At 74.7% G+C, this 25589-nt stretch carries 19 protein-coding genes; 16 read left to right on the top strand and 3 right to left on the bottom strand.

What is annotated here, in order from left to right; all coding sequences use genetic code 11:
• The first annotated feature begins 77 nt into the window (after nucleotides 1-77).
• From ACFYT9_RS33985 to ACFYT9_RS33945, 9 genes are all read left to right on the top strand, one after another.
• Nucleotides 78-1343: a beta-ketoacyl-[acyl-carrier-protein] synthase family protein gene (locus tag ACFYT9_RS33985; protein ID WP_387278181.1), complete on the top strand. Its 1266-nt coding sequence runs from the start codon at nucleotides 78-80 to the stop codon at nucleotides 1341-1343.
• On the top strand, nucleotides 1340-2554 hold the full coding sequence (locus ACFYT9_RS33980; protein ID WP_387278179.1) for a ketosynthase chain-length factor: 1215 nt from the start codon (nucleotides 1340-1342) through the stop codon (nucleotides 2552-2554). Before ACFYT9_RS33985 ends, ACFYT9_RS33980 begins: the two co-directional genes overlap by 4 nt.
• Nucleotides 2555-2653: 99 nt before the next feature.
• On the top strand, nucleotides 2654-2929 hold the full coding sequence (locus ACFYT9_RS33975) for an acyl carrier protein (RefSeq protein WP_387278177.1): 276 nt from the start codon (nucleotides 2654-2656) through the stop codon (nucleotides 2927-2929).
• A 100-nt stretch (nucleotides 2930-3029) separates the two neighbouring features.
• Complete coding sequence (locus tag ACFYT9_RS33970) at nucleotides 3030-4790, top strand: acyltransferase domain-containing protein (protein ID WP_387278131.1); 1761 nt, start codon at nucleotides 3030-3032, stop codon at nucleotides 4788-4790.
• Nucleotides 4787-5035, top strand: coding sequence for a DUF6059 family protein (locus ACFYT9_RS33965; RefSeq protein WP_389169818.1), 249 nt, complete (start codon nucleotides 4787-4789; stop codon nucleotides 5033-5035). Before ACFYT9_RS33970 ends, ACFYT9_RS33965 begins: the two co-directional genes overlap by 4 nt.
• Before the next feature lie 117 nt (nucleotides 5036-5152).
• Nucleotides 5153-7816, top strand: a complete 2664-nt coding sequence (locus tag ACFYT9_RS33960; protein WP_389169815.1) for a BTAD domain-containing putative transcriptional regulator — start codon at nucleotides 5153-5155, stop codon at nucleotides 7814-7816.
• An 86-nt stretch (nucleotides 7817-7902) separates the two neighbouring features.
• On the top strand, nucleotides 7903-8682 hold the full coding sequence (locus tag ACFYT9_RS33955) for a DUF4232 domain-containing protein (RefSeq protein ID WP_389169813.1): 780 nt from the start codon (nucleotides 7903-7905) through the stop codon (nucleotides 8680-8682).
• 379 nt (nucleotides 8683-9061) lie between these two features.
• Nucleotides 9062-10636 (top strand): S8 family peptidase, encoded by a 1575-nt coding sequence (locus tag ACFYT9_RS33950; protein ID WP_387278123.1) that lies wholly within the window; start codon nucleotides 9062-9064, stop codon nucleotides 10634-10636.
• Between the two features lie 188 nt (nucleotides 10637-10824).
• Nucleotides 10825-12009 carry a DUF4190 domain-containing protein gene (locus tag ACFYT9_RS33945; RefSeq protein WP_389169810.1) on the top strand — a complete coding sequence of 395 codons (1185 nt, stop codon included), beginning with the start codon at nucleotides 10825-10827 and terminating at the stop codon, nucleotides 12007-12009.
• Nucleotides 12010-12235: 226 nt separating this feature from the next.
• On the opposite strand, the gene ACFYT9_RS33940 is transcribed toward ACFYT9_RS33945, so the two are convergent.
• The gene (locus ACFYT9_RS33940; RefSeq protein WP_376602814.1) at nucleotides 12236-13585 is read right to left on the bottom strand and encodes a glycoside hydrolase family 18 protein; all 1350 of its coding nucleotides are present in this window, start codon (nucleotides 13583-13585) and stop codon (nucleotides 12236-12238) included.
• A 196-nt stretch (nucleotides 13586-13781) separates the two neighbouring features.
• Between ACFYT9_RS33940 and ACFYT9_RS33935 the strand changes: the two genes are divergently transcribed.
• From ACFYT9_RS33935 to ACFYT9_RS33915, 5 genes are all read left to right on the top strand, one after another.
• On the top strand, nucleotides 13782-14534 hold the full coding sequence (locus ACFYT9_RS33935) for a GntR family transcriptional regulator (protein ID WP_376602815.1): 753 nt from the start codon (nucleotides 13782-13784) through the stop codon (nucleotides 14532-14534).
• Between the two features lie 243 nt (nucleotides 14535-14777).
• On the top strand, nucleotides 14778-14954 hold the full coding sequence (locus ACFYT9_RS33930; RefSeq protein WP_360314372.1) for an SPOR domain-containing protein: 177 nt from the start codon (nucleotides 14778-14780) through the stop codon (nucleotides 14952-14954).
• Between the two features lie 22 nt (nucleotides 14955-14976).
• Entirely contained in the window at nucleotides 14977-15423 is a 447-nt protein-coding gene (locus tag ACFYT9_RS33925) for a (deoxy)nucleoside triphosphate pyrophosphohydrolase (RefSeq protein WP_387278118.1), read from the top strand.
• Nucleotides 15424-15583: 160 nt separating this feature from the next.
• A complete protein-coding gene (locus ACFYT9_RS33920; protein WP_387278116.1) occupies nucleotides 15584-16006 on the top strand; it encodes an ATP-binding protein in 423 nt (140 codons plus the stop codon).
• Between the two features lie 144 nt (nucleotides 16007-16150).
• Entirely contained in the window at nucleotides 16151-18754 is a 2604-nt protein-coding gene (locus ACFYT9_RS33915) for a SpoIIE family protein phosphatase (RefSeq protein ID WP_387278114.1), read from the top strand.
• A gap of 49 nt (nucleotides 18755-18803) precedes the next feature.
• Here the strand turns inward: ACFYT9_RS33915 and ACFYT9_RS33910 are convergent, their stop codons facing one another.
• Complete coding sequence (locus ACFYT9_RS33910) at nucleotides 18804-19514, bottom strand: PspA/IM30 family protein (protein WP_376602819.1); 711 nt, start codon at nucleotides 19512-19514, stop codon at nucleotides 18804-18806.
• Nucleotides 19515-19549: 35 nt separating this feature from the next.
• Entirely contained in the window at nucleotides 19550-21604 is a 2055-nt protein-coding gene (locus ACFYT9_RS33905) for a TPM domain-containing protein (protein WP_389169896.1), read from the bottom strand.
• Between the two features lie 45 nt (nucleotides 21605-21649).
• Here ACFYT9_RS33905 and ACFYT9_RS33900 point away from each other — a divergent pair, with 45 nt between their 5' ends.
• Nucleotides 21650-22837, top strand: a complete 1188-nt coding sequence (locus ACFYT9_RS33900) for a hypothetical protein (protein WP_389169804.1) — start codon at nucleotides 21650-21652, stop codon at nucleotides 22835-22837.
• 184 nt (nucleotides 22838-23021) lie between these two features.
• Entirely contained in the window at nucleotides 23022-25475 is a 2454-nt protein-coding gene (locus ACFYT9_RS33895) for an ABC transporter substrate-binding protein (RefSeq protein ID WP_389169801.1), read from the top strand.
• Nucleotides 25476-25589: the final 114 nt, after the last annotated feature.

The following is a 25589-nucleotide window of genomic DNA, read 5'->3' as shown; positions in this document are numbered from 1 at the left end:
GGATCGACAGTGACCCCCACAGTTCCATTCGGCCGGTGCGCAGCGGCGCACCCGGCCCCGTCGGAGGCGAGGTAGCCGTGCGCAGAGTCGCCATCACCGGCCTGGGCGCCGTGGCGCCGGGCGGGGTGGGTGTCAAGGAGTACTGGGACCTGCTCACCTCGGGACGCACCGCCACCCGCAGGATCTCCTTCTACGACCCCTCGCCCTTCCGCTCCCAGGTCGCCGCGGAATGCGACTTCGACCCCGCCGCCGCGGGGCTCACCCCGCAGGAGATCCGCCGGCTCGACCGGGCGGCGCAGTTCGCGGTGGTCTCCACCCGCGAGGCCCTCGCCGACAGCGGTCTCGACACCTCCGCGCTCGACCCCGGGCGCATCGGCACCTCGCTCGGCAGCGCGGTCGGCTGCACCACCAGCCTGGAGCGGGAGTACGCCGTCGTCAGCAACGGCGGCCGCGACTGGACGGTCGACCACACCTACGCCGTGCCCGAGCTCTACCGGCACTTCGTGCCCAGCTCCATGGCCGCCGAGGTCGGACGCGCCGCGGGCGCCGAGGGCCCCGCCGCCGTCGTGTCCACCGGCTGCACCTCCGGCCTCGACTCCCTCGGCCACGCCGTCGAACTCATCCGCGAGGGCACCGCCGACGTGATGATCGCGGGCGCCACGGAGGCGCCCATCTCGCCCATCACCTCCGCCTGCTTCGACGCCATCCACGCCACCACCCCCCGCAACGACACCCCGGAGAGCGCCTGCCGGCCGTTCGACCGGACCCGCAGCGGTCTGGTGCTCGGCGAGGGCGCGGCCGTCCTGGTCCTGGAGGAGCTGGAGAGCGCGCGCCGGCGCGGCGCGCACATCTACGCCGAGATCGCGGGCTTCGCCTCGCGCTGCAACGCCTACCACATGACCGGGCTGAAGCCCGACGGGCGCGAGATGTCCGAGGCCATCGACGTGGCGCTGCGCGAGTCCCGGCTCGCGCCGGACGCCATCGGCTACATCAACGCGCACGGCTCCGGCACCAAGATGAACGACCGCCACGAGACCGGCGCCTTCAAGCGGAGCCTCGGGGACCACGCGTACCGCACCCCCATCAGCTCCATCAAGTCGATGATCGGGCACTCGCTCGGCGCGATCGGCGCCCTGGAGATCGCCGCCTGCGCCCTCGCGATGGAGCACGGGATCCTGCCGCCCACCGCGAACCTCCACGAGCCGGACCCCGAACTCGACCTCGACTACATCCCGTTGACGGCACGTGAGGCGCGACCCGACGCGGTGCTCAGCGTCGGCAGCGGCTTCGGCGGCTTCCAGAGCGCCATGGTGCTCGCCCGCCCGGAGAGGAGAAACGTATGAGCGGCCCCGCCGTGGTGACCGGCCTCGGCATCACCGCGCCCAACGGCCTCGGCACCGAGGAGTACTGGAAGGCCACGCTGGCGGGCGAGTCCGGGCTCGGCCCCGTCACCCGCTTCGACGCCTCCGGCTACCCCTCCCGGATCGCCGGGGAGGTCCCCGGATACGTCGCCGAGGAGCACCTCCCCAGCCGGCTCATCCCGCAGACCGACCACATGACGCGACTCGCGCTGACCGCCGCGGACTGGGCGCTCGCCGACGCCGGCATGGACCCCGCCGAACTCCCCGAGTACGGCGTCGGATGTGTCACCTCGGCCTCCGGGGGCGCGGTCGAGTTCGGCCAGCGCGAGCTCCAGAACCTGTGGAGCAAGGGCAAGGAGTACGTCAGCGCCTACCAGTCCTTCGCCTGGTTCTACGCGGTCAACACCGGCCAGATCTCCATCCGCAACAAGCTGCGCGGCCCCAGCGGCGTCCTGCTGACCGAGCAGGCCGGCGGCATCGACTCGATCGGCCAGGCCCGCCGCTACATCCGCAAGGGCTTCCCCGCGGCCATCGCCGGCGGGGTCGACGCACCGCTCTGCCCCTGGGGCTGGGTGCCGCAGATCGCCTCCGGCCTCATGAGCACGGTGCACGACCCGGACCGCGCCTACCTGCCGTTCTCCTCGCACGCGGCCGGATACGTCCCCGGCGAGGGCGGGGCGATCCTGCTGATCGAGGAGGCCGGCTCGGCCCGCGAACGCGCAGTGCCCCAGGTGTACGGCGAGATCGCCGGATACGCCGCCACCCTCGACCCGGCGCCGGGCTCGGGCCGCCCTCCGGGGCTGCGCCGCGCCGCGGAGAGCGCCCTCGCCGACGCGGGCGTCCGCCCCGAGGACGTCGACGTGGTCTTCGCCGACGCCTCGGGCGACCCGGCAGCCGACCGCGCGGAGTCGGCGGCCCTCGCCGGCATCTTCGGCCCCGGAGCCGTACCCGTCACCGCCCCCAAGACGATGACGGGCCGTCTCCTGGCCGGCGGCGCGGCCCTCGACGTCGCCACGGCCCTCCTCGCCCTGCGCGACGGGGTCGTCCCGCCGACCGCCAACGTCACGGAGGCCGCCCCCGAGCACGGGGTCGACCTGGTCACCGAGGCCCGCGAGGCCCCGCTGCGCACCGCCCTGGTGCTCGCCCGGGGGCACGGCGGATTCAACTCGGCGCTCGTCGTACGCCGGCCCTGACCGCCCCGCCCCCACCCGCACCCACCCCGGAACCCGCACCCACCGCACCGCACCGCACCGCACACCCGGCACGCCGACCATCAGACGAAAGGACCCACCATGAACGCCTCCACGACCACCACGGCCGTCACCCTCGCCGACCTGACCCGCATGCTGCGGGAGAGCGCGGGCGAGGAGGAGGGCGTCGACCTGGACGGCGACGTCATCGACACCCCGTTCATGGAGCTCGGCTACGACTCGCTGGCCCTGCTCCAGGTGATCGGCCAGATCCAGCGCGACTACGGCATCGAGATACCGGACGACGCCGTGGTCGACGCCGAGACCCCGAGGGCGCTCCTCGCCCTCGTCAACGCCGGGCAGGCCGCCGCGGCCTGACCGGCTCCCGATCCGGCCGGCCCGCCCGGGCATCCCCCCTCGGGCGGGCCGGCCGCCGCACCTCCCCGTTCACCAGGACCATGCGCCCGCAGGAGGGACCATGTCGCTCACCTCGTCCAGCGCGGTCGTCCGGAGGCTGATCGTCAGCACCGGTCACACCCACCCGCAAGCCGAGCCGCAGCGGCTCGTCGCCACTCCCGCCGCCCTCTCCGCCGTGCTGCGCGCCTTCGGCCGCCCGCTCGACCGGCTGCCGGTGCGCACCACCGTCTACATCGGCTGCCCCCTCGGTGAACTGCCCTCCGTGCACGAGGGCTTCACCGTCCGCACCGAGCCGAGCGCGGGCCGCGCCCTGCGCCGCGCGGCACGCGAACTGCACGACGGGACCACCGACCTCGCCGTCGTCGCGGGCTTCGGCGAACCCGACCCCGGCACCGTCACCGTGCACGCCGTCCGCCGCGCCGCCGAGGCGGTCGCCGACTCCGAGCGGATCGTCGGCGTGCTCGATCTGACGGCGGGCGCCGAGGACGACCTCCCGCCCGTCCGCCCCCTCGTCCACGGCCGCCGCGAGACCGGGCCCGACCGCCACCGCCTGCTCCTGTGGTCGGGCCGCGACGAGGAGGACGAGGCCCGGGTGCGCGGCGAACTGCTCGCCCTGCTGGACGGATCGCACAGCGAGGCCTTTCCCGCCCTGCCCACCGCCGTGCCCTGCGGTGTCCCGGCGGGCCCGGTGCGCGGGGCCGCCGTGACCGTGTCCGCGCTGGCCGCCGCGAGCGTCCACAAGGCGCGGGCCGGGCGAGCGGGCCGGCCCCGCCCGGTCGCCCTCCTCTTCCCCGGCCAGGGATCCCAGCACACCGGCATGGCCACCGGCCTGTACGGCCGCGACCCGGTCTTCACCGCGGCCGTCGACGCCGTCTTCGCCCACATGGGGGACGAGGGCCGACGGGTGCGCGAGGACTGGCTGACCCCCGGCCGCCCCCGGATCCCCGTGGACGACGTACGGCGCGCCCAGCCGCTGCTGTTCGCCGTCGACTACGCCCTCGGCAGGCTCGTGCTGAGTTGGGGGGTGCGCCCGGCCGCGCTGCTCGGACACAGCGCGGGTGAGCTGGTCGCCGCGACGCTCGCCGGGGTGGTCTCCCTGGGCGACGCCGTCTCCATGGTGATGTCCCGGGTCCGCGAGGCGGTCAGGATCCCCGAGGGCGGCATGCTCGCGGTCGCCGCGAGCGAGGAGCGGGTGGCGCCCTATCTGACCGGCGACGTGGTCGTCGCCGCGGTCAACACCGCCCAGCAGGTCATGCTCGCCGGCCCGGCGGCGCCGCTGGCCGAGGTCCGCGGCCGGCTCAGGGCCGACGGGCACACCGTCGTCGAGGTCCCCGCCTCCAGCCCGTTCCACTCGCCCGCCATGGCACCGGCCGCCGAGCGGGTCGAGGCCGACTACCGCCGCATCCCGCTGCGCGAGCCCGTCCTGCCCCTCTACTCCGGCTACACCGGGACCCTGATGGGCGCGGAGCAGGCGCTCGACCCGCGCTTCTGGGCCCGCCAGATCACCGACACCGTCCGCTTCAAGGAGGCCCTGGAGGAACTCCTCGCGATCGAGGACGTCCTGCTGATCGAGGCGGGACCCCGGCAGACCCTCACCGCCTTCGCCCGCCGCCACCGCGCGGTGCGCCTCGGCGCCAGTGCCGCGACTCCGCTGCTGCCCGCCCGCCCGGGCACGCGGGAGGCCGACCGCCAGTCGGTCCTCACGGCGGCGGCCCGTATCTGGACCGAGGGACACGACCTGGACATGCGCGCGGTGTCCGGCCTGTGGAGCTGGTCCGCCGACCGGGCACGCACGCCCGCGACCCTGGCGGTTCCCGCGTGACCGCTGTCCGCCGTCTGCTCGCCGCGGTCGGCCGGGCCCTGTCCGCGGCGGGCTGGATGTGGCTCGGGCTCGCGGGGACGGGCCCGCCGCCGCCCTGGCTCCCGCCCCCGTCCCCGCCGCCCGAGCCCCTGCGCCCGCCGCCCGACGGCCACCCCGAACGCCTCTGCCCCGAGGTCCCCCTGACGGAGGTGGAGCGCGCCTTGGAGCGCGAGCTGAGCCGGGCGGCGCCCCCCGACGCCGGCTGACCGAACGTCCCGTTTCGGCCGGATCCCGAGACGGCGGCGGGATCGGTGCAGGTCGGGACGGGAACGCAGCGTATTCTCGGCTGCCGGGGGCGGGGGACAGGGAACGCGGAGGTACGGGTGGAGTTCCGGCTGCTCGGGTCCGTCGCGGTCGTGACGGAGGGCGGCGACGTCGCCCCCGGGCCGGCGAAGCGCACCAGCCTGCTGGCCGCGCTGCTGCTGCGCCCCAACACGTCCGTGCACGTGACCGCGCTGATGGACGCGCTGTGGGAGGACGAGCCCCCGACGCACGCCAAGACGGTGCTCCAGGGGCACGTCTCGCGGCTGCGGGCGCTGCTCGCCGCGCACGGCGCGGAGGCGTACGGGGTCGAGCTCACCACGCAGGGCTCGGCGTATCTGCTGCGGATGCCGGAATCGCTGGTCGACGCGCACCGGTTCGAGGAGCTGGTGGGCCTCGCCGGCGCGCAGCGGCACGCCGCCGACGCCGTACGGATGCTGCGCGAGGCGCTGTCGTACTGGCAGGGCCCCGCGCTCACCGGCACCGTGCCGAGCGGTCCGCTGGAGGCGGCCGCCACCGCGCTGGAGGAGCTGCGGCTCTCCTCGGTGGAGGCGCTGGCGGAGGCGTACGGGAAGCTGGGCGAGCACGGCAGGGCCGCCGCCGTGCTCCGGACCGAGGCCGTCGCGCACCCGCTGCGCGAGTCGCTGGCCGCCGCGCTCATGACGGCGCTGGCCCGGGCGGGCCGCCGCTCCGACGCGCTCGACTGGTACCACCGCACCCGCCGGCTGCTCGCCGAGGAGCTGGGCGTCGACCCGGGCGGGGCGCTGAGCGAGACGTACGCGGGGCTGCTCCGCGACCAGGGGACGGTCCTCGCCCCGGTGCCGGAGCCGGTCCCCGAGCCGCCCGCCCGGGAACCCTCCGTCGTGCCCGAACTGCTGCCGCGGGCGCCGCGCGGCTTCACCGGGCGGGAGGCCGAGACCCGGCTGCTCGACCGGGCGGCCGGCGCGGGCGAGGGCCCCGTCTGCCTGGTGACCGGTCCCGCCGGGGTCGGCAAGACGGCCTTCGCCGTGCACTGGGCGCACCGGCGCGCGGACGCCTTCCCCGACGGACGGCTCTTCGCCGACCTGCGCGGCTTCAGCGACACCCCGGCGCCGGAGACGGGCGTCGTCCTGCGGGAGTTCCTGCTCGCCCTCGGCGTGCCGCAGCAGCGGGTGCCGGAGACCGCGCCGGGACGCGGGGCGCTCTTCCGCAGCCTCACCGCGGGCCGCCGGATGCTCGTCGTCCTCGACAACGCCCGCTCCTCGGAGCAGGTCAGGCCGCTGCTGCCGGGCGGCGAGGCGTGCGTGACCGTGGTGACCAGCCGGGACCGGCTCGGCGGCCTCATCGCCTCCGACGCGGCCCGCCCGGTGCCGCTCGGCCAGCTGCCGCCGGACGCGGCGACGGCGCTCCTCGCGACCGTGCTCGGCGAGGCGCGGGTCGCCGCCGAGCCGGACGCGGCGGTCCGGCTCGCCGGGCTCTGCGACGGGCTGCCGCTCGCGCTGCGGGTGACGGCCGCCCGGCTCGCCGAGCGGCCGGGCCGCCTCCTCGGCGCGATGGCCGGCGAACTCGCCGACGAGCAGGGCCGGCTGGCCCTCCTCGACGTCGAGGACGTCGGCGTCTCCGCCGCCCTGCGGCTCACCGTCCAGCAGCTCCCCGAGTCCGCCGCCCGCGCCTTCCGCGCCCTCGGCCTGCACACCGGCTCCGACCTGGACCACTTCGCCGCCGCCGCGCTCACCGGCACCACCCCGGCGCGGGCCACGGCCGACCTGGAGCGGCTGGCCGCCGCGCACCTGCTGACGGAGGCGGTGCCCGGCCGCTGGACCCCGCACGACCTCGTACGCCTCTACGCCCGTGGCCTCGCGCCGCAGGCCGACCCCGAGGGGCTGCGCCGGCTCGTCGACCACTACCTGTACGCGGGGCTCGCGGCCGACGCGGCGGCCGAACCCGGCTCGCAGCCCTGCTACGCGCTGCCCGCCGACGTGCGCCGGCCCGCCGCGGTCCCGGAGTTCGAGGGGCGGTCGGCGGCGCTCGACTGGTACGCGGCCGAGCGCCCCGCCCTGGAGGGGGCGGTGGCCGCCTCCGCCGCCCTCGGGCTGCACGACCGGGCCTGGCGGCTGGCGCTGGTGGCCTGGCCGCTGATGCTGATGCGGCTCCAGGACGGCTGGACCCCGCTCCTGGAGGCGGGGCTCGCCTCGGCGGTGGCGGCGGGCGACCCCGACGCGGAGTCCCGGACGCGGGCGCTGCTCGGCTGGATCCTGCACGAGGAGGGGCGGCACGCGGAGGCGCTCGTCCACCTCGAACGGGCGCCGGGGCTCGCCGCGCTGGCCGGTGATCCCATCAGCGAGGCCATCGCCGTCGTCAACCACGCCGCCGTCCTCGACGCCACGGGGGAGTGCGCGCGGGCCCGTGCCCTGATGACGGAGGCGGTCGCGCTCGCCGACCGCACCGGGCACCCGTCGACGCAGGTGCTCACCCTCCAGCACCTGGCCGCGCACTGCCTGAACGCGGGGGAGTACGAGCAGGCGCTGGCGCACGTCCTTCGCGCCGGGGAACTCGTCGCGCCCGGCGCGGTGGTCGTCCAGGCGCAGCTGCGGATCGTGCGGGGCGAGGCGCTGGCCGGCATCGGGCGGCTCGAAGAGGCGGCCCACCAGCTGGAACGGGCCGCCGCCGACTCCGAGGCGGCCGGCTTCACGGAGGGCTCGGCGCGGGCGGCGGAGCGGCTCGCGCGGCTGGCGGCGGGGCGTTAGCGGTACGCAAGCGGAACGGCAGGGCCGGGGCGGAGTCTGTACTCGGCAACGACCGACCGCTTCACGCCTCACGGGGGAAACACCGCATGCGTACCACTCACCGCCCGACCAGGACGCCCCTTCTCCTCGCCGCCCTCGCCGCGGCCTCGCTCTCGCTGACGGCCTGCGGGGGAGGGGACGCGGGCGCGAAGGACGCCGGCAGCGCGGCGGCGACCGGGTCGACGGCGCCGCGGACCACGACCGCCGCTCCGGCCGCCTCGGCCACGACCGGCTCCGGGGAGAGCGCCACGGGCACCACCGGCACCACCGGCACCACCGGCACCGCGGGAGGGTCCGGCGCCACCGGCGGGTCGGGGGAGGCGACCGCGTCCGCGTCCGCCGCCCCGGCCGCCGCCAAGGGCGAGGGGGCGGGCGGCACCGCCGCCGACGCCAAGGCGCCCGTCTGCGCCCACGACGACGTGAAGGTCACCGCGGCGAAGGCCGACGAGGTGCCCACCGAGCACATCGTGCTGACCGCCACCAACACCTCCGGCAGCGCCTGCCGGCTCCTCGGCCACCCGCTGATCGCCTTCGGCGAGATCCAGACGGCGAAGGACGTGCCGCCCGTCGCCGCGAGCGAGCCGGCGGCCCCCGTGGTCCTGGACCCGGGCGCCCCCGCGTACGCCAACGTGCGGGTCTCCCTCGGCGGCGTCCACGAGGACAACAAGGTGGTGAAGGAGTTCCTCGTGAACCTCTTCGCCGCCGACGGCCCGGCCGAGGGCAGCATCGTGGTCGCGGCTCCGGCGGGCGGGATCGCCGTCGACGAGAAGGCCGCGAAGACCGGCTACTGGACGCACGAACTCCGCAACGGAGCCGACGAGTTCTGAGTCGTGCGGGATCGGCGGGTCCGTCTCCCGGGGATCGGGGACGGGCCCGCCGGCGCGTTTCGGGTCTGTGAATTCGCCCCCGCGGAGCGGGAGTCGGGCACGCTCCGGCCGGTGCGGAATCCCGCAGGTGAACGCGGCGAGTCGTCCCCCAATAGCTGACGATCAATCATGTCGCCTCTGTGGCACTGGTGTTGCGGTCGTGTGCGCGCCCTTGTGTGATTCCTATGGATCGGTCAATCTTTCGGTCGACGGCAGGGCTGCCGGAAGCTGCGGGGCGCACGTCGACCCCCCGCCACAGCTTTGTCATGTCCCTGTCTTGAGTGAAGGTCACTCGGGCTCCGTCCCCACAGGAGCACCCCCCACGAGGAGGACACCTCGCATGTCAGTGATGCGTGACTCGCGCCGCAGAATCTCCACCGCCGCGGCCATAGCCGTCGCCGCCGTCGCTCTCGGATCCCTCTCCGCCCTCCCGGCCGTCGCCGCGCCGGCGGCCCCGGAGGGCGTCATCCAGAACGCCGGGGCCGCAGGCGCCATCGCGGGCAGCTACATCGTCACCCTGGAGGAGTCGGCGCAGGCCGAGACCGCCGAGGGCCGCGCCGTCGCCGCCGAGTACGGCGCGAAGATCAAGAAGACGTACACCTCGGCCCTCAACGGCTACAGCGTCGAGCTCTCCGAGGCCCAGGCCAAGAAGCTCGCGGCCGACCCCGCCGTGAAGTCCGTGGCGCAGAACCGCGTCTTCACGATCAACGCCACCCAGCCGAACCCGCCGTCCTGGGGCCTGGACCGGATCGACCAGCGGGCCCTCCCGCTGAACCAGAGCTACACCTACCCGGACACCGCGGGTCAGGGCGTCACCGCCTACATCATCGACACCGGTGTACGGATCTCCCACGCCGACTTCGGCGGACGCGCCTTCAACGGCTTCGACGCCGTGGACAACGACAACGTCTCCCAGGACGGCAACGGCCACGGCACCCACGTCGCCGGCACCGTCGCGGGCTCCGCCTACGGCGTGGCCAAGAAGGCCAAGATCGTCGGCGTCCGGGTGCTCGACAACAACGGTTCCGGCACCACCGCCGGCGTCGTCGCGGGCATCGACTGGGTGACCCGCAACGCCGTCAAGCCGGCCGTCGCCAACATGAGCCTCGGCGGCGGCGCCGACGCCACCCTCGACGCGGCCGTCCGCAACTCGATCGCCTCCGGCGTCACCTACGCCGTCGCGGCCGGCAACAGCAACGCCAACGCGTCGAACTACTCCCCGGCCCGCGTGTCGGAGGCCCTCACGGTCGGTTCCACGACCAACACGGACGCCCGCTCCAGCTTCTCGAACTACGGCTCCGTCGTCGACATCTTCGCCCCGGGCTCCTCCATCACCTCGGCCTGGCACACCGGCGACAGCGCCACCAACACCATCTCCGGCACGTCGATGGCGTCCCCGCACGTCGCCGGCGCCGCCGCGCTCTACCTCGGGGACAACCCGACGGCCACCCCGGCCCAGGTCGGGACCGCCCTGGTGAACAACGCCACGCCCAACGTGGTGACCAACCCGGGCACCGGCTCCCCGAACCGCCTGCTCTTCGTCGGCGGCGGCGGCACCACCCCGCCGCCCGGCAAGAAGTTCGAGAACACCGCCGACTACGCCATCGCCGACAACGCGACCGTCGAGTCCCCGGTCACCGTCAGCGGCGTCGCCGGCAACGCCCCGTCCGCCCTCCAGGTCCCGGTGAACATCGTCCACACCTACATCGGTGACCTCCAGGTCCAGCTGATCGCCCCCGACGGCACCGCCTACACGCTGAAGGCCTTCGGCACCGGCGGCAGCTCGGACAACATCAACACCACCTACACGGTGAACGCCTCCTCCGAGGTCGCGAACGGCACCTGGAAGCTCCGCGTCACCGACAACGCGAACGCGGACACCGGCAAGATCGACTCCTGGGCGCTCCAGTTCTGACCCGGGCACGCGTCCCCGCCCGGGCACGGACCCCCGCCCGGGAATGAGTCCCTGAGCGACATCCTCACGAGGGGCGGCCACCACCCGGTGGCCGCCCCTTCGCCGTGCCCCGCGTCGAGGCCGCCCCGGCCCGACGACGTACGATGCGCGCGCCCGATCGTCTGTTCGTCCCGCCCCAACAGGAGCACGTGTCCGTGGAGCCGACCCCGCCGCCCCAGCCGTCCGAGCCGGTGCCGCCCGGCACGCCCGCTCCGGGCGCGTACCCGGCCGCCGGCCCGTACGCGGCCCCCGGCCCGTACACGTCCCCGGGCATGCCCTACGCCGGTCCCCCGAGCCCCTACGGGCCGTACGGGCAGCCCCCGGCGACGACCAACGGCCTCGCGATCGGCTCGCTCGTCAGCGGCATCGTCTGCTGCCTCCCGCCGCTCGGCCTGGTCCTCGGCGTCTTCTCGCTGCGGCAGATCAGGAAGCGCGGGCAGAACGGCAAGGGGCTCGCCGTCGCCGGCATCGTCCTCTCCTCCGTCAGCACCCTGCTCGTCCTCCTCGGCCTGCTCACCGGCCAGATACAGGAGGCGTTCAAGGCGTTCAACGACGGCATGCGGGAGGCCGCGTCCGCCCGCATGCCCATGGACCTGCGCACCGGGCAGTGCTTCCTCGACGAGGCCGAGGAGGGCGAGTACACCCTCGGCGTCAGGGTCGTCGACTGCGCCGCGCCCCACGACGGCGAGATCACCGGCCGCTTCGAGGTCACCGGCTTCGACCGCTGGCCGGGCGAGAAGGAGCTGGAGCGGATCGGCCAGGAGCGGTGCGACACCATGGGCGCCGCGTACGCCCTGGACACCTGGACGCTCGGTGAGGAGGTGTGGAGCCTCTCCTACTTCCCGGACCGGCGGTCGTGGGCGGAGGGCGAGCACCGCATCGCCTGCGGCCTCGGCGGCGAGGAGCGGACGAAGGGCTCGCTGCGCTCCGACCGCACCACGCTCACCCCCGACCAGCTGGCCTTCCTGACCCACGCCAACCCGATCGAGGACGCCGTCCTCGCGCAGCCGGACACCGAGCCCGAGGACGGGATCGAGACGGACCGCGCCTGGGCGGCCGAGGTGCGCGAAGCGATCGACCGGGCCCGCACCGGGCTGAAGGCCCGTACCTGGCCGCAGTCCGCGCGCGCCCCCATGGCCGCGTACGTGACGAGCCTGGACGCCGCCTCCCGGCAGTGGGCGAAGCTGGCCGCGGCGAAGGACGCGGACGCGTTCTGGGAGCAGTACGACCGCGCCTGGGAGCTGCTGCCGGAGGACGGCAGCGGCGAGGTCCGCAAGGCCCTGGGCCTGGCGGCCACGCCCCCGGCGGCCCCGGGCGGCCACGGCTCCGCCTGACCGGTCCGCGGACCCGGGCGCACGCGGACGGGGCCGGGTCTCCGCGCGAGAGACCCGGCCCCGTCGTGCGCGGACCGGCCCCGGTGCCGGGCGGCGGCTACGCGGGGGCGGGGGACGGCGGCCCGTGACCAGCCGCCGTCCCGTGCCCCGGCGACGCCGTCGCCGGCGGACCGGTCCGCGGCCCCGCGGGAGCCGCCGGCGGGCGGTCCCGGGGGAGCGGGATGGTTCAGCGGCGGGTGAGGCCGCGGTCGATGGCGCTGATCAGCTCGCCGTCGGCGGTGTCGCCGTCGAGCGACCAGATCATCGCGCCGCCGAGCCCGTGGGTGCGGACCCACGCGGACTTGGTGCGCAGCACGGACGGGTCGTCGTAGGTCCACAGGGTCGTGCCGTCGAAGAGCCAGGCGTGGCCGTTGCGGTAACCCCGGTGGAGCTTGTACGTCCCCGACTCCGCCAGCTTCTTGAGGTTCTTGTAGTCCTCGGAGCCGGGCGCCCAGGTCGCCGGGGCGGGGCCCGCGGCGGGCTGGCCGAGGCCGTCGCCGCCACCGGTCACGCCGGTCCAGCCCTGGCCGTAGAACGGCATGCCGACCACCAGCTTGTGCGCCGGGGCGCCGCGCCGCAGCCAGGACTTGACGGTCCCCTCGACGCTCCAGTCGTTCCTGGCGAAGAGCGCGGACTGCTGGTTGGCGGTCGTCTCGCCGGAGACGTGGAAGTCGTAGCCCTGGAGGTTCACGAAGTCGAAGTCCCGCATGATCTTGGCGACTTCGAAGCCCGCGTCGATCTTGGCGGGAGCGGTGGGCACGTACGCGCTGAGCTCGTAGTGCTTCCGCTTCGGCAGCGAGCGTCCGTACGCGTCCAGCTGGGTGCGGAACTCCCGGACCAGCGCGGTGAAGTTGACCTTGTCCTCGGGCCGGATGATGTTGCCCGGGTTGCCCTCGGAGCCCGGCCACTCCCAGTCGAGGTCGATGCCGTCGAAGACGCCGGCGGCCGCCCCGGCGCCGCCGCGGGCGCCGTCCTGCGGGAGGTTGCCCTTGATGTACAGGTCGATGCAGGAGGAGACCAGCGCCTTGCGGGAGGCCGGGGTGCGCACGGCGTCGGAGAAGTACGCCGATCCGCTCCAGCCGCCCAGCGAGATCATGACCTTGAGCTTCGGGTGCTTCGCCTTCAGCTCGCGCAGCTGGTTGAAGTTGCCGGCGAGCGGCTGCTCGGCGGTGTCGGCGGCGCCGTCCACCGACGTGGCCGCGTCGACCGGGCGCACGTAGTCGGCCCAGGGGTCGGAGCCGGGCACGGGGCCGATGACGCACTTGCCGGCCTTGTCGACGATGCCGAAGGCGTAGTTGATGTGGCTCAGCTTGGCCGCGGAGCCGCTCGTGTCCAGGTCCTTGACCTGGAAGTTCCGCCCGTAGATGCCCCATTGGGTGAAGTAGCCGATCCGCTTGAGGGCGTGTTCGGCGGCGGGCGGCCGGGGGGTGGGGTGGTGCGGGTGTGCGTCGGCGGCGGGGGCCAGTGTGGCGAGGAGGCCGAGGGCGGCCGCCGCGGCCGTGCCGAGGGTCAGCTTGGTCAGGACTCTGGGACGCATGGGCTCGTTCCTGTGCGAGGCGGGATGGAGCGTGGACGCGCAGGCAGGAAGTTATTGGTCCAGACCAATAGGGGTCAAGGGGTTGAGGGGAGAAGGTTCACCTTCATCACTTCGAGTGAAACTCTGGCCCATGCTTGCGGATGGCGACATTCGGTTGCCACGCTGTAGCTGTCCGTCAACCTGAGGGGAGTGTCCATTGACGTTCGGTGAGCAGCCCGCCTATCTGCGCGTGGCGAGCGATCTGCGGGAGAAGATCGCGAACGGCTCGCTCCCGCCCCATACCCGTCTCCCCTCGCAGGCACGCATCCGCGAGGAGTACGGGGTGTCGGACACCGTCGCGCTGGAGGCCCGCAAGGTGCTGATGGCCGAGGGGCTCGTCGAGGGCCGCTCCGGCTCGGGGACGTATGTGCGCGAGCGCCCGGTGCCCCGCCGCGTCGCCCGCTCCGGCTACCGCCCCGCCTCCGGGGCCACCCCCTTCCGGCAGGAGCAGGCCGCCGAGGGCGCGCGCGGCACCTGGGACGCGCGCAGCGAGCAGGAGCCGGCCGACCGCGAGATCGCCGCCCGCCTGTCCATCGAGCCCGGCGACCGGGTGATGCGCACCCGGTACGTCTACCGGGACGGCGGCGAGGCCATGATGATCGCCACCTCCTGGGAGCCGCTCGCCGTCACCGGCCGCACCCCGGTCATGCTCCCCGAGGAGGGGCCGCTCGGCGGCTGCGGCGTGGTCGAGCGGATGGCGGCGATCGACCTCGTCGTGGACAACGTCGTCGAGGAGGTCGGCGCCCGTCCCGGCCTCGCCGAGGAACTGCTCGTCCTCGGTGGCGTACCCGGTCACGTGGTGATGGTCGTCGAGCGCACCTTCTACGCCTCGGGCCGCGCCGTCGAGACCGCCGACATCGTCGTCCCCGCCGACCGCTACCGCCTCTCGTACCACCTCCCGGTCCGCTAGGACCTGTTCCCCGCCCGCCGCCCCGCCGACGACACCGGCCGGGGCGGCTCCGCGTTTCCGGGCCGGTTCCCGGTGTCCGGTACGGGCCGCTTCGGTCGCCATGCGTCGGTTCCCGGCCGATCCGTATCTCTTGGTGAAAAGCCGTATCCGCTGTGTGAAGGTCAGGCGTAAGCTCAGGCATATGCGGATCGAGGTTTCCGGGAGATCCATGGTGTTGTCTGGCCCGGCGGAGGGAGAAGCCTGATGACCGACAGCGGCGCCGTCCAACCGTGGCTCGTGATACGGCAGGACGACAACGGCAACCGCTACCGGGTGGGGCGCTACGCCACCCAGGACGAAGCCCAGAAGATCGCGGACACGCTCGACTCCCGCGGCCACAAGCAGATCTACTGGGTCGAACGCGTCGCGCCCACCCCCTGATGCCCCGGCTACCCTCGCGGGCATGACCGAAAGCACCACACACCACGGCACCGGACCCGAGCACGGGACCGGTGCCGTGGTCGTCGTCGCGGCCGCCCTCCTCGACCGGGGCCGGCTGCTCGCCGCCCGCCGCAGCGCCCCCGCCGACCTCGCCGGCCGCTGGGAGCTGCCCGGCGGCAAGGTCGAGCCCGGCGAGCGCCCGGAGGACGCCCTCGTCCGCGAACTGCGCGAGGAACTCGGCGTCGAGGCCGAGCCCGGCGAGCGGATCCCCGGCGAATGGCCCCTCAAGCCCGGCTACGTCCTGAGGGTCTGGACCGCCCGGCTCCTCTCCGGCGAGCCCCGCCCGCTGGAGGACCACGACGAACTGCGCTGGCTCTCCCGCCATGAACTCGACGCCGTGGACTGGCTCGACCAGGACCGCCCCGCCGTCGCGGAAGCGGCGCTCAGGCTCCCCGCCGCGCGCCCCTGATCCCCGCGTACGGGCCGCCGCCTACGCCGTTCGTGCCACCGTGCGCCGGTAGCCGCCCCCGAAGGGATATTTCGCCCTTGATTGGGGGTATGTCCCCATTGGTCCCTCGGGAGAGGGTGATCCTCTTCCTGCCGCACCACGGTTGGGGAAGTGATCGCGTGTGATCGACACCGACGGCGTCCGCGCCGAGTGGAACTTCCCGGCGGAGGCCGACGCCGTGCGCACCGCCCGCCACGCGGTCCGCGAGACCCTCCGCTCCTGGGAGATCGACCCGGCCGTGGGAGACGTGGCCGTCCTGCTGGTCAGCGAGCTGGTCACCAACTCGCTGCGGTACGCCTCCGGGCCGATCGGCGTGCGGATCCTGCGGGCCGACGGCCCCTCCGCCGACCCGCCCCGGCACTCCGCCCTCCTCGTGGAGGTCTCCGATCCGCTTCCGGATCCGCCCACCGAGCGGCCCGCGGGACCCGACGACGAGGGGGGCCGCGGGCTCGGTCTCGTGGCCTGCTCCGCGCGCCGCTGGGGGACCCGGCAGGGCAGCACCGGGAAAACCGTATGGTTCGAGCTGGCTCTCCCTGGTGAGTAAAGAGAGAGGGACGACGATCACGGGAGCGGGTCACGAGCCGACCGAGACCACCCTGTGATCGTGGACGTCGTGCCGCCGGAGCCCGCGGTGCTGAATACTGCGGGCATGGCCGGTCCGGTGCGGTGAGCTGGAGGGGACGGTCGCGTGAGCGAGATATCCGAGACGACGGGCGGCGTCGTGTGGCAGAGCAGCCCGCCCGGTTCGATCTACGACTACATCCGGGTCGCCTCCTTCTCCCTCGGGCCCGACGGACGCGTCGACCAGTGGAGCCGCCGGGCGGCCGACCTCTTCGGGGTGTCCGCCCAGGAAGCCCGCGGCAAGGACCCCGTCGAGGCGTTCATGCCCGCCGAGCTGCGCGATCGTGGCCACCAGCGGGTCAAGGAGATCCTCGACGGACGCGAGTGGACCGGCCTGGTCCCCTTCCGTATCCCCGCCGCCTCCGGCATCCCGCACCCCACCGGCACCCCCGGACGGGACCGCCCGCACGGCATCGCCGAGATGTACGTGATGCCGACCGAGACCGACACCGGCGAGCGGGCCGCGCTCTGCATCGTCGTCGACGTCCGGGCGCTCCGGCGGATCGAGACCGACCTCGCCGCTTCCCAGGCGATTTTCGGCCAATCACCCTTCGGCTTCCTCCTCTTCGGCACCGACCTCACCGTCAAGCGCGCCAACCAGCGCTTCGCCGCCGTCTTCGGCGGCGAGGCCGACGACCACCGCGGCCGGAGCGTCCACGACTACCTCGCCAAGCCCGAGGCCGACCGGATGACCACCGCCCTCCGGCGCGTCCTGGAGACCGGAGAGTCCGTCACCGACCTCCGGATCACCGGCGCGGCCCCCGGCGCCCGGATCCGCCGCCACTGGTCCATCAACCTCTACCGGGTGCACAGCGGCTCCGGCCGCCCCATCGGCGTCGCCGGCCTCGGCATCGACGTCACCCGCCGGCAGAACGCCGCCCGCGAGGCCGCCAGCGCCCGCCGCAACCTCGCCCTCCTCAACGAGGCCGGAGCCCGCATAGGGAACTCCCTCGACCTGGAGGCCACCGCCCGCGAACTCCTCGACGTCGCCGTCCCCGGCTTCTGCGACCTCGCCTCCGTCGACCTCTACCAGGGCCTCCTCACCGGCGACGAGGCCCCGCCCGGCCGCTGGGGCAGCTCCCGCGACGTCGGCTACGGCGCCGGCAGCGCCGAACTCCGCAGAGTCGCCTTCGCGAGCGCCGTCTCCGACACCCCGCTCAGGACCGACGAGGGCCACGGACCGGCCGGCGACCCCGGCGGACCCGCCCCCATCGAGGTCGGCGCCGTCCACCGCTACCCCTTCAACTCCCCGTGCGCCGGAGCCCTGCGCACCGGCCGCGTCCGGACCGTGCCCGGCGGCGAGGGCGAGCTCGTCCACTCCACCCTGGTCGTCCCGATGCTCGCCCACGACACCGTCGTCGGCCTCGCGCAGTTCTCCCGCGCCAAGGGCAGCGAACCCTTCGGCGAACGCGACCGGGCCCTCGCCGTCGAACTCGCCGCCCGCGCCGCCGTCTGCATCGACAACGCCCGGCTCTACCGCCGCGAGCACGAGCGGGCCCTCATCCTCCAGCGCAGCCTCCTCCCGCCCGGAGACCCCGAGGCCGCCGGACTCGACATCGCCTGTCGCTACCTCCCCGGCACCGACGCCGCCGAGGTCGGCGGCGACTGGTTCGACGTCATCGAACTCCCCGGCCACCGCACCGCCCTGGTCATCGGCGACGTCATGGGCCGCGGCCTGCGCGCCGCCGTCGCCATGGGCGAACTGCGCACCGCCGTCCGCACCCTCGCCCAGCTCGACCTCGAACCCGCCGAGGTCCTCTCCCACCTCGACGAGATCGCCCGCGGCCTCGGCGCCCCCATCGGCGCCCAGCAGTCCCGCTCGCACAAGAACCGCGGCCCCGAGCTCGCCGAGGTCTACCTCGCCACCTGCGTCTACGCCGTCTACGACCCGGTGACCCGGCGCTGCACCTTCGCCAACGCCGGCCACCTCCCGCCCGTCCTGGTCGAACCCGGCGAGGAGGCGCTGCTCCTCGACGTGCCGCCCGGGATGCCGCTGGGCGTCGGCGGCGAGCCCTTCGAGGAGGTCGAGGTCGAACTCCCCGAGGGCTCCCTCCTCGCCCTCTACACCGACGGACTCGTCGAATCCCGCGACCACCCCCTCGACGAGGGCCTCAGCGCCTTCCGGCGCGCCCTCGCCGACCGGGAGCGCCCCCTGGAGGACGTCTGCGACCGGGTCCTCACCACCCTCGACACCGGCCACGGCGAGGACGACATCGCCCTCCTGATGGCCCGGATCCGGGGACTGCCCGCCGACGCGGTGGGGGACTGGCGGCTGCCCCGCGAGCCCCGCTCCGTCGGGCGGGCCAGGGAGCTCGCCCGCGGCCGGCTCGCCGCCTGGGGCCTCGACGCGCTCGTCGACACCGTCGAACTCCTCGTCAGCGAACTCGTCACCAACGCGCTGCGGTACGGCGAGGGCGAGATACGGCTCCGGCTACTGCGCGACCGGACCCTCGTCTGCGAGGTGTGGGACGCCGGCCTCGTCCAGCCCCGGCGACGCCGGGCCAAGGACACCGACGAGGGCGGCCGCGGCCTCCAGCTCGTCGGACTGCTCTCCGCGTCCTGGGGCTCGCGCCGCACCCCGCGCGGCAAGACCGTCTGGTTCGAGCTGGCCCTGCCCGACGGCGGGCCCACGGCGGAACCCACCGTGGACCAGCTCCTCAGCATGTTCTGAGCGGGGTCCGGGCCCGCGCGCGTGGTCCCGGACGCCGCGCCCGGGCCCGTCAGGCCGCCTTGAGCGCGGCCAGCCGGGCCGCGATCTCCGCCTCGTCCCCGAGCGCGTCCAGCTGCTCGAACTGGGTGTCCAGCGAGGACGCGGCCAGCTCCTGCTTGCCCAGCGCCCGCGCCTCCTCCCGGCGCACCTTGTCCTCGAAGCGGCTCAGCTCGCTCGTCGGGTCCAGTACGTCGATGTTCTTCACCGCGTCCATCATCGTGTTCTGCGCCTGCGCCGAGCGGGAGCGCGCCACGAGCTCGTCCCGCTTGGCCCGGAGCTCGACCAGCTTGGCCTTCATCCGGTCCAGGCCGGAGGTCAGCTTGTCCACCACCTCCGTCTGCGCGGCGATCGTCGGCTCGGCCGTCCGTGCCTCCTTCTCCGACTGGAGCTGGCGGCCCAGCGCGACCTTCGCCAGGTTGTCGAAGCGGTCCGCCTCCGCCGCCCGTCCGTCCGCCCGCAGCTCGTCCGCCTTCCGGCTGGCCGCCAGGGCCTTCCCGCCCCACTCGGCCGCCGCGGCCACGTCCTCCGCGTGGTCCTGCTCCATCAGCCGCAGATTGCCGATGGTCGCCGCCACCGCCTCCTCGGCCTCCGTGATGTTGCCCGAGTAGTCGCGGATCAGCTGGTCCAGCATCTTCTGCGGATCCTCCGCCTGGTCGATCAGGGCGTTGATGTTCGCCTTCGCCAGCTGGGTGACGCGGCCGAGGATGGTCTGCTTGCTCATGCACCGCTCCTTGCAGGGTGTCGTGGACGTGGAACTCAGAAGCGGCCGCCGCCGCCCCGCCGGCCGCGCGTGCCGCTGCCGCCGAAGCTGCCCGGCCCGCCGCCGAAACCTCCGCCCCCGAAGCCACCCCCGAAACCGCCCCCACGCCCGCCCCCTCCTCCGCCGGAACCCCCGCCGAACAGCCCGCCGAGGATGATGCCGCCGAGCACGGCCCCGCCGAGCCCGCCACCGCTCCCTCCCCTCCCTGATACACCGCCGAGCCCGTTCGGGTTCCCGTAGCGGCGCACGTCCTGCTCCGCGAGCTCCTGCGCGCGCCGCGCGAGCCCGTCCGCGCGCTGTGCCTCCGCCAGCGCCTCCTGCGGCTCGTCCGCGGCCAGCGCCCGCGCCCGCTCCAGACGCCGCTGTGCCTCCGCCAGGCGGGTCCTGGCCTCGCTCCCCACCGCGCCCCGATGGGTCTGGACGTAGTCGGAGGCCGCCCCCAGCTCCGAACGCGCCGTCAGGAGCGCCTGGTCGAGCAGGTCCCGGGCGCGCCGGTCGCCGGACTCCCGCTCCCGCGCGCCCGCCAGCGCCGCGTCGAGCGCCGTGTCCGCCTCCTCGACCCGGCGCAGCGCGTCCAGCGGGTCGTACCGCCCCGCCTCCACGGCCCCCCGCACCTCCGCCGCGACCGCCTCCGCGCGGGCGATCCGGCCGCGCAGCTCACCCGTCGGGTCGCCCTCGGCGGCCCCTTCCAGGAGCCCCCGCGCCTCGGCCAGGTCGGCGTCGGTCTCGGTGAGCGCGCCCGGCAGCCTGCCCGCCGCCTCGGCCAGCTCCCGCGCCCGCCGGTCCACCGCCTCGATCAGCCGGGCCGCCTGGTCCACCGCGCCCTCTGCGGCCCGTACGTGGACGGCCGCAGAGCCGGTGTCGCCGGCGTCGACGGACTGGCGGGCCTGGTTGACGTGGGTGGTGGCGAAGACCAGCCGGTCCTTGGCCTGCTCGACGTCGCCGGCGACCGGCGAGGCCGCCGTCCCGGCGTACCGCTCGCGCATCTCGGCCAGCGCCGCCTCGGCACCGGAGACCCGGCCGGTCTGCTCGCGGAAGGCGCTCTCCACCGCGGCCAGCGCCTCTGGGGCGGTCCGCTCCAGCGCCCGCAGCCGGTCGAAGTCCTCGGTCTCCGCGTCGAGCCGCGCGTCGGCCTCGGCGCAGTGCCGCAGGATCTCGTCGAGCATCGCGCGCCGGGTGGCGTCGTCCTCGGGAAAGGAGTCGTCGAGCTTCTGCCGCAGCCTGAAGGAGGCGGTCAGCCGCTCCTTGGCGAAGGCCACCGCCTCCTCGAAGGGGCGGGCCGCCTCCTCGCCGAACTGGGCGGTGGCGAAGCCCAGTTCCTCCTGGCTGGTGCGGACGGCGTCGTCGGTGGCGACCAGGGCCCGTCGGGCCTCGCCGTCCAGCTCCTCCAGGGAGGGCGGTGCGGGCCGGCCCCAGCCCTGGCCGCCGCCGGGCGTGGTGCGGGTGGTGGCCCGCCGGCGCCGGCGGGTGTACGCCCACACCGCCGCCACCCCGGCGCCGCCGACGAGAGCCACCGGAAGGATCAGGTCGGTCCCGGAGACGGCGCCGGGTCCGCCCGGGTCCGCCGGTCCCGGGGTGATCGACGGGACGGGCACGGGCAGCCCGGCGAGGACGGCGGAGTAGCCGTCGGCGGCGCCGATCGCCGCGCCGGCCCAGTCGTCCTCCCGGAGCGCCGGCTCGATCGCCGTCCGGGCCACGTCGTCGAGCTGGGCCTGGCCGAGGCGCGAGTCGGGGTCGGCGGAGTAGCCGTACCGCCGGTCGTGGGTGGCGACGGCGAGCAGCACGTCGTCCAGGCCGAGCCCGTTGCGCTCGGCGGTCGCGTCGGCCCAGTCCTGCCCGTCCCGGCCGGAGAAGTCCCGTACGTAGACCACGAAGAGCTGGATCCGCCGGTCCTCGTAGAGCCGGTCGAGGGCCGCCTCGACCTCGGGCCTGCGGTCGCGCAGGGCGCCCACGCGGTCGAGGATCTGCCCGTCGGAGGGGAGGACGACGGGGTCGTCGGCGCGGGCGCCGGCCGCGGCGGGCGCCACGAGCCACCACGCCGCCACCAGCATCGCGAGCAGGGCTCGGGTGGCTATTCCGGTCACAAAGGGGAGGTTATGTACTGGTATGCACCCTCGCGACCGGACGGAACCTCCGCGCGACCGGAGGGAGGGGCTTCGGAAACCGATCACCGAGGCGCGGGCGTCCCTGTCAGAGCTGATCTCTACGGTGGTCTCCGCGCGACGGGGAGACCCACGACGCTCCGGGGGGCACGGGTGGACGGACGACTGAAACGGATGTGGCGCAAGGGGCGCTGGTGGGTGCTGGGCCTGGTGCTGGTGCTGATCGTGCCGCCGCTCTTCGGCGCGCTCGCCCTGCGCGTCAGCTACGCGGGCGACCTGCGCGACGACGCCCGCACGCGCGGCAAGGACGCGTACTGGATCGGGCACGCGTGGGTGGACGGCAGGAAGCGGGACGCCGACCTGAAGGCCCTCGCCGAACGGCTGAAGGGCACCGGGATCAAGGACCTCTACGTCCACGCGGGCCCGCTCGAACACGACGGCACCCTGCCGACCGCCCGGTACCCGCGCGCGAAGTGGCTGATCGACGGCGTCCACCGGACGCTGCCCGGCGTCCGGGTCCAGGCGTGGCTCGGCGACATCCTCGCCAACGACGGCCCGGTCGGCCTGCGGCTCTCCGACGCCGCCTCCCGCGCGGCCGTCACGGCCTCCGCCGGGCAGATCCTCGACGCCGGCTTCGACGGGGTCCACTTCGACCTGGAGCCGCTCCAGTCCGGCGACGCCGACTACCTGACGCTCCTCGACGACCTGCGGCGTACGACGACGGCCCGCAAGGCCCTGCTCTCCGTCGCCGCCCACCAGATCGACCCGCTCCCGGGGGCCCACTCCGCGCTGCTGCTCTTCGGGGACAACGGCAAGTGGTGGTCGCAGGAGTACTTCGGCGAGGTGGCCCGGCGGGTGGACCAGATCGCCGTGATGTCGTACGACACCTGGATGCCGCTGGAGTCCCTGTACGGCGGCTACGTCGCCCAGCAGACCGCGCTCGCCCTGGAGGTGACCCCGGAGAGCACCGACCTGCTCATGGGGCTGCCCTTCTTCCACGAGGACGACCTGGGCCACCACGAGAGCGCCGAGACCGTCGCCGCCGGCGTGCGGGGCGTCCGGCTCGGCCTCGGCCGCACCGACCCCGGCCGCGAGCGCTTCGGCGTCGCCCTCTACGTGGACTTCGCGGAGGAACCGGGCGACTGGGCCGCCTACCGCGCCGGCTGGGCCCGCACCGGCTGAGGCGGCGGGCGCGGGGAGCCGCGCAAGACCGCTCCGGCGCGGGTCTGTTGGGCCGCACGAGTGGGTTTGCCGGGCTCCGCCGCCGTGTCGGAAGGGCCGCGTCCGCCGGGTGCCGTTCAGTGGGATGAGTAAGAGAGTCTGATCATCTCCACATGGCACGAAACCGGACGAAGGGGTAAAAGTCATGTCCCAGGTCGGCGCCCCCCGGGGGAGGACATGGGCCGGTCCGTCCAGGAGTCCCCGCTCCCGGACACTCCGCTCCGTCGCCACCCTCACCAGCGCGGTCCTCGCCGTCACCGTCCTCGCCGGATGCAGCTCCGACGAGGACGACGCCGCCCCGGCCGCCGCCCAGGACAACGCGCCCACCGCGCGCGCCCTGGTCGACGACGGAGGCACCCTGCGCTGGGCGGTGGACGCGCTGCCCTCCACCCTCAACGCCTTCCAGGCCGACGCCGACGCCACCACGGGCCGCGTCGCGGGCGCCGTCCTGCCCGCCCTCTACACCCTGGACGAGCGCGGCAGGCCCCGGATCAACCCCGACTACCTGGAGAGCGCCGAGGTCGTCGACACCGAGCCCCGGCAGGTCGTCCTCTACAAGCTCAACCAGCAGGCCGTGTGGAGCGACGGGCGCGAGATCGGCGCCGCCGACTTCGTCGCCCAGTGGCGGGCCCTCAGCGGGCGGGACACCGCCTACTGGACGGCCAGGAACGCCGGGTACGAGCGGATCGAGAAGATCGAGAAGGGCAAGAACGACCTGGAGGTGCGGGTCACCTTCGCCAAGCCCTACGCCGACTGGCGCTCCCTCTTCACCCCGCTCTACCCGAAGCAGGTGATGGGCTCCCCGAACTCCTTCAACGACGGGGCCCGCACCACCCTCAAGGCCACCGCCGGACCGTTCCTCCTCGGCAAGACGGACCGGAAGACCGGCGACCTCACCCTCACCCGCAACCCCCGCTGGTGGGGCCGGGCCGCCAAGCTCGACAGCCTCGTCCTGCGGGCGGTGCCCCGCGCCGGCCGCGAGGCCGCCCTGGCCGGCGGGAAGCTCGACCTCGCCGAGATCGACCGCTCCACCGCCGAGCGCATCGCCCTCGCGGTCAAGGACGCCGACGCCGGCCGCAGCGGCGCCGAGGCCGCCCGGCTGCACGGCCCCGGCTCCTCGATCACCCCCGGCAAGGCCCTCGGCTCCTGGGCGCTGGCCCACGGCGAGGACGAGGAGCTGGCCGAGGAGGTCCGGGCCGCCCGCGCCGAGAACAAGGCCGCCGTCGCCCGCTACGCCAAGGACCAGGACACCCTCGCCGGCTATGACGTCCGCAAGTCCCTGGAGCCCGCCTACACCCAGCTCTCCCTGAACGGCGAGTCCGGGCCGCTCGCCGACGAGCGGGTCCGGCGCGCGGTCGCCCGCGCCATCGACCGCAGGGAACTGGCCGAATCCGTGCTCAAGCCGCTCGGACTCCCGGCCGAGCCGCCCGGCAGCCACCTCGCCCTGGCCGGACAGGCCGCCTACGCCGACAGCAGCGACGCCCTCGGCGACCAGGACACCAAGGAGGCCCGCGCCCTCCTCGCCGACGCCGGCTGGGTCCCCGGCGGCGCCCAGAAGAAGCCGGCCGGCACCAAGGCCGGCTCCGAGGCGGAGAAGAAGGCCGGCTCCGAGGCGGAGAAGGCCGGCTCCGAGGCCGGCAAGGACTCCGGGACCGGCTCCGACGCCGAAACCGGCTCCGGGACCGGAAAGAAGAAGCCGGAGGAGGACGCGGCGGCCGAGAAGCAGGCCGACACCGCGAAGAAGACCGCCGGCACCGAGGACAAGGCGTCCGACGAGGGCCTCTACATCGTCGGCGACGACAAGCCCGGCGAGGTCCCCGCCGCCCCCGGCGGCCCCGAGAGCGGCACCCGGGTGCTCGCCCCGGCTCCCGCCGCGGCCCGGGAGAGCGCCGCCCTCCTCGCCCGCGCCGAGGCCCTCGACACCGGCGCCCGCGCCGCCCGCCCCGGCAACACCAAGCCGGACCAGGGCGTCGCCGGCGCCTACGCCCCCATGGGCAGCGCCGCCCCGGCCGCCGTACCCGCCGCCTCGCAGGCCCTCGGCAAGGACGGCAAGGCCCTCAGCCTCCGCTTCGTCCTGCCCTCGGGGCCCGGCTCGGAGACGCTGCGCGCGGTCGGCGACAAGATCGTCCGGATGCTCGACGCGGTCGGGATCCGTACCGAGGTCACCAAGGTCTCCGACGAGAGCTTCTTCAAGGACCACATCGCCTCCGGCGACTACGACCTGGCCCTCTACTCCTGGCCCGCCTCCGCCTACCCGGCGACCGACGCCCGGCCGATCTTCGCCAAGCCCGAGCCCGCCTCGGACGGCTCCCTGCTGGTCGAGCAGAACTACTCGCGCGTCGGCACGGACCGGATCGACCAGCTCTTCGACCAGGCCGCGGGCACCCTCGACGAGGAGGAGGCGGGTGATCTGATCCGCCAGGCCGACGCCCGGATCTGGGCCGCGGCCGGATCCATCCCGCTCTACCAGCGCCCCCAGCTGGTGGCCGCCAGGGAGGACGTGGTGAACGCCGGCGCCTGGGGCTTCGCCGCCCCCCAGTACCAGGACATCGGTTTCAAGAAGAGCGAAACGACCAAGGGTAGCCCGTCGAACCGCTGAAACAACAGGTCACAACCTCAGAAGCAGCTCAAGTTCCTTGCCCGCCGGTGACCCCGGCGGGCAGGATCGCGTCGGCCCCTTGACCCGGACCGCATGACTTTCCCCACACCCTGT

It is taken from the genome of Streptomyces sp. NPDC004435, from assembly GCF_042873895.1.
Classification (GTDB): domain Bacteria; phylum Actinomycetota; class Actinomycetes; order Streptomycetales; family Streptomycetaceae; genus Streptomyces.
This window is presented reverse-complemented; position numbering and strand designations above follow the sequence as displayed.

Excerpts from the sequence above, each read along its gene's own strand:
- ACFYT9_RS33930 (WP_360314372.1), top strand. The coding sequence starts at position 14,778 with ATGACCGACAGCGGCGCCGTCCAACCGTGGCTCGTGATACGGCAGGAC.
- ACFYT9_RS33905 (WP_389169896.1), bottom strand. The coding sequence starts at position 21,604 with ATGCTGGTGGCGGCGTGGTGGCTCGTGGCGCCCGCCGCGGCCGGCGCC.
- ACFYT9_RS33940 (WP_376602814.1), bottom strand. The coding sequence starts at position 13,585 with ATGCGTCCCAGAGTCCTGACCAAGCTGACCCTCGGCACGGCCGCGGCG.
- ACFYT9_RS33980 (WP_387278179.1), top strand. The coding sequence starts at position 1,340 with ATGAGCGGCCCCGCCGTGGTGACCGGCCTCGGCATCACCGCGCCCAAC.
- ACFYT9_RS33900 (WP_389169804.1), top strand. The coding sequence starts at position 21,650 with ATGTACTGGTATGCACCCTCGCGACCGGACGGAACCTCCGCGCGACCG.
- ACFYT9_RS33970 (WP_387278131.1), top strand. The coding sequence starts at position 3,030 with ATGTCGCTCACCTCGTCCAGCGCGGTCGTCCGGAGGCTGATCGTCAGC.
- ACFYT9_RS33895 (WP_389169801.1), top strand. The coding sequence starts at position 23,022 with ATGTCCCAGGTCGGCGCCCCCCGGGGGAGGACATGGGCCGGTCCGTCC.
- ACFYT9_RS33925 (WP_387278118.1), top strand. The coding sequence starts at position 14,977 with ATGACCGAAAGCACCACACACCACGGCACCGGACCCGAGCACGGGACC.
- ACFYT9_RS33950 (WP_387278123.1), top strand. The coding sequence starts at position 9,062 with ATGTCAGTGATGCGTGACTCGCGCCGCAGAATCTCCACCGCCGCGGCC.
- ACFYT9_RS33955 (WP_389169813.1), top strand. The coding sequence starts at position 7,903 with ATGCGTACCACTCACCGCCCGACCAGGACGCCCCTTCTCCTCGCCGCC.
- ACFYT9_RS33910 (WP_376602819.1), bottom strand. The coding sequence starts at position 19,514 with ATGAGCAAGCAGACCATCCTCGGCCGCGTCACCCAGCTGGCGAAGGCG.
- ACFYT9_RS33975 (WP_387278177.1), top strand. The coding sequence starts at position 2,654 with ATGAACGCCTCCACGACCACCACGGCCGTCACCCTCGCCGACCTGACC.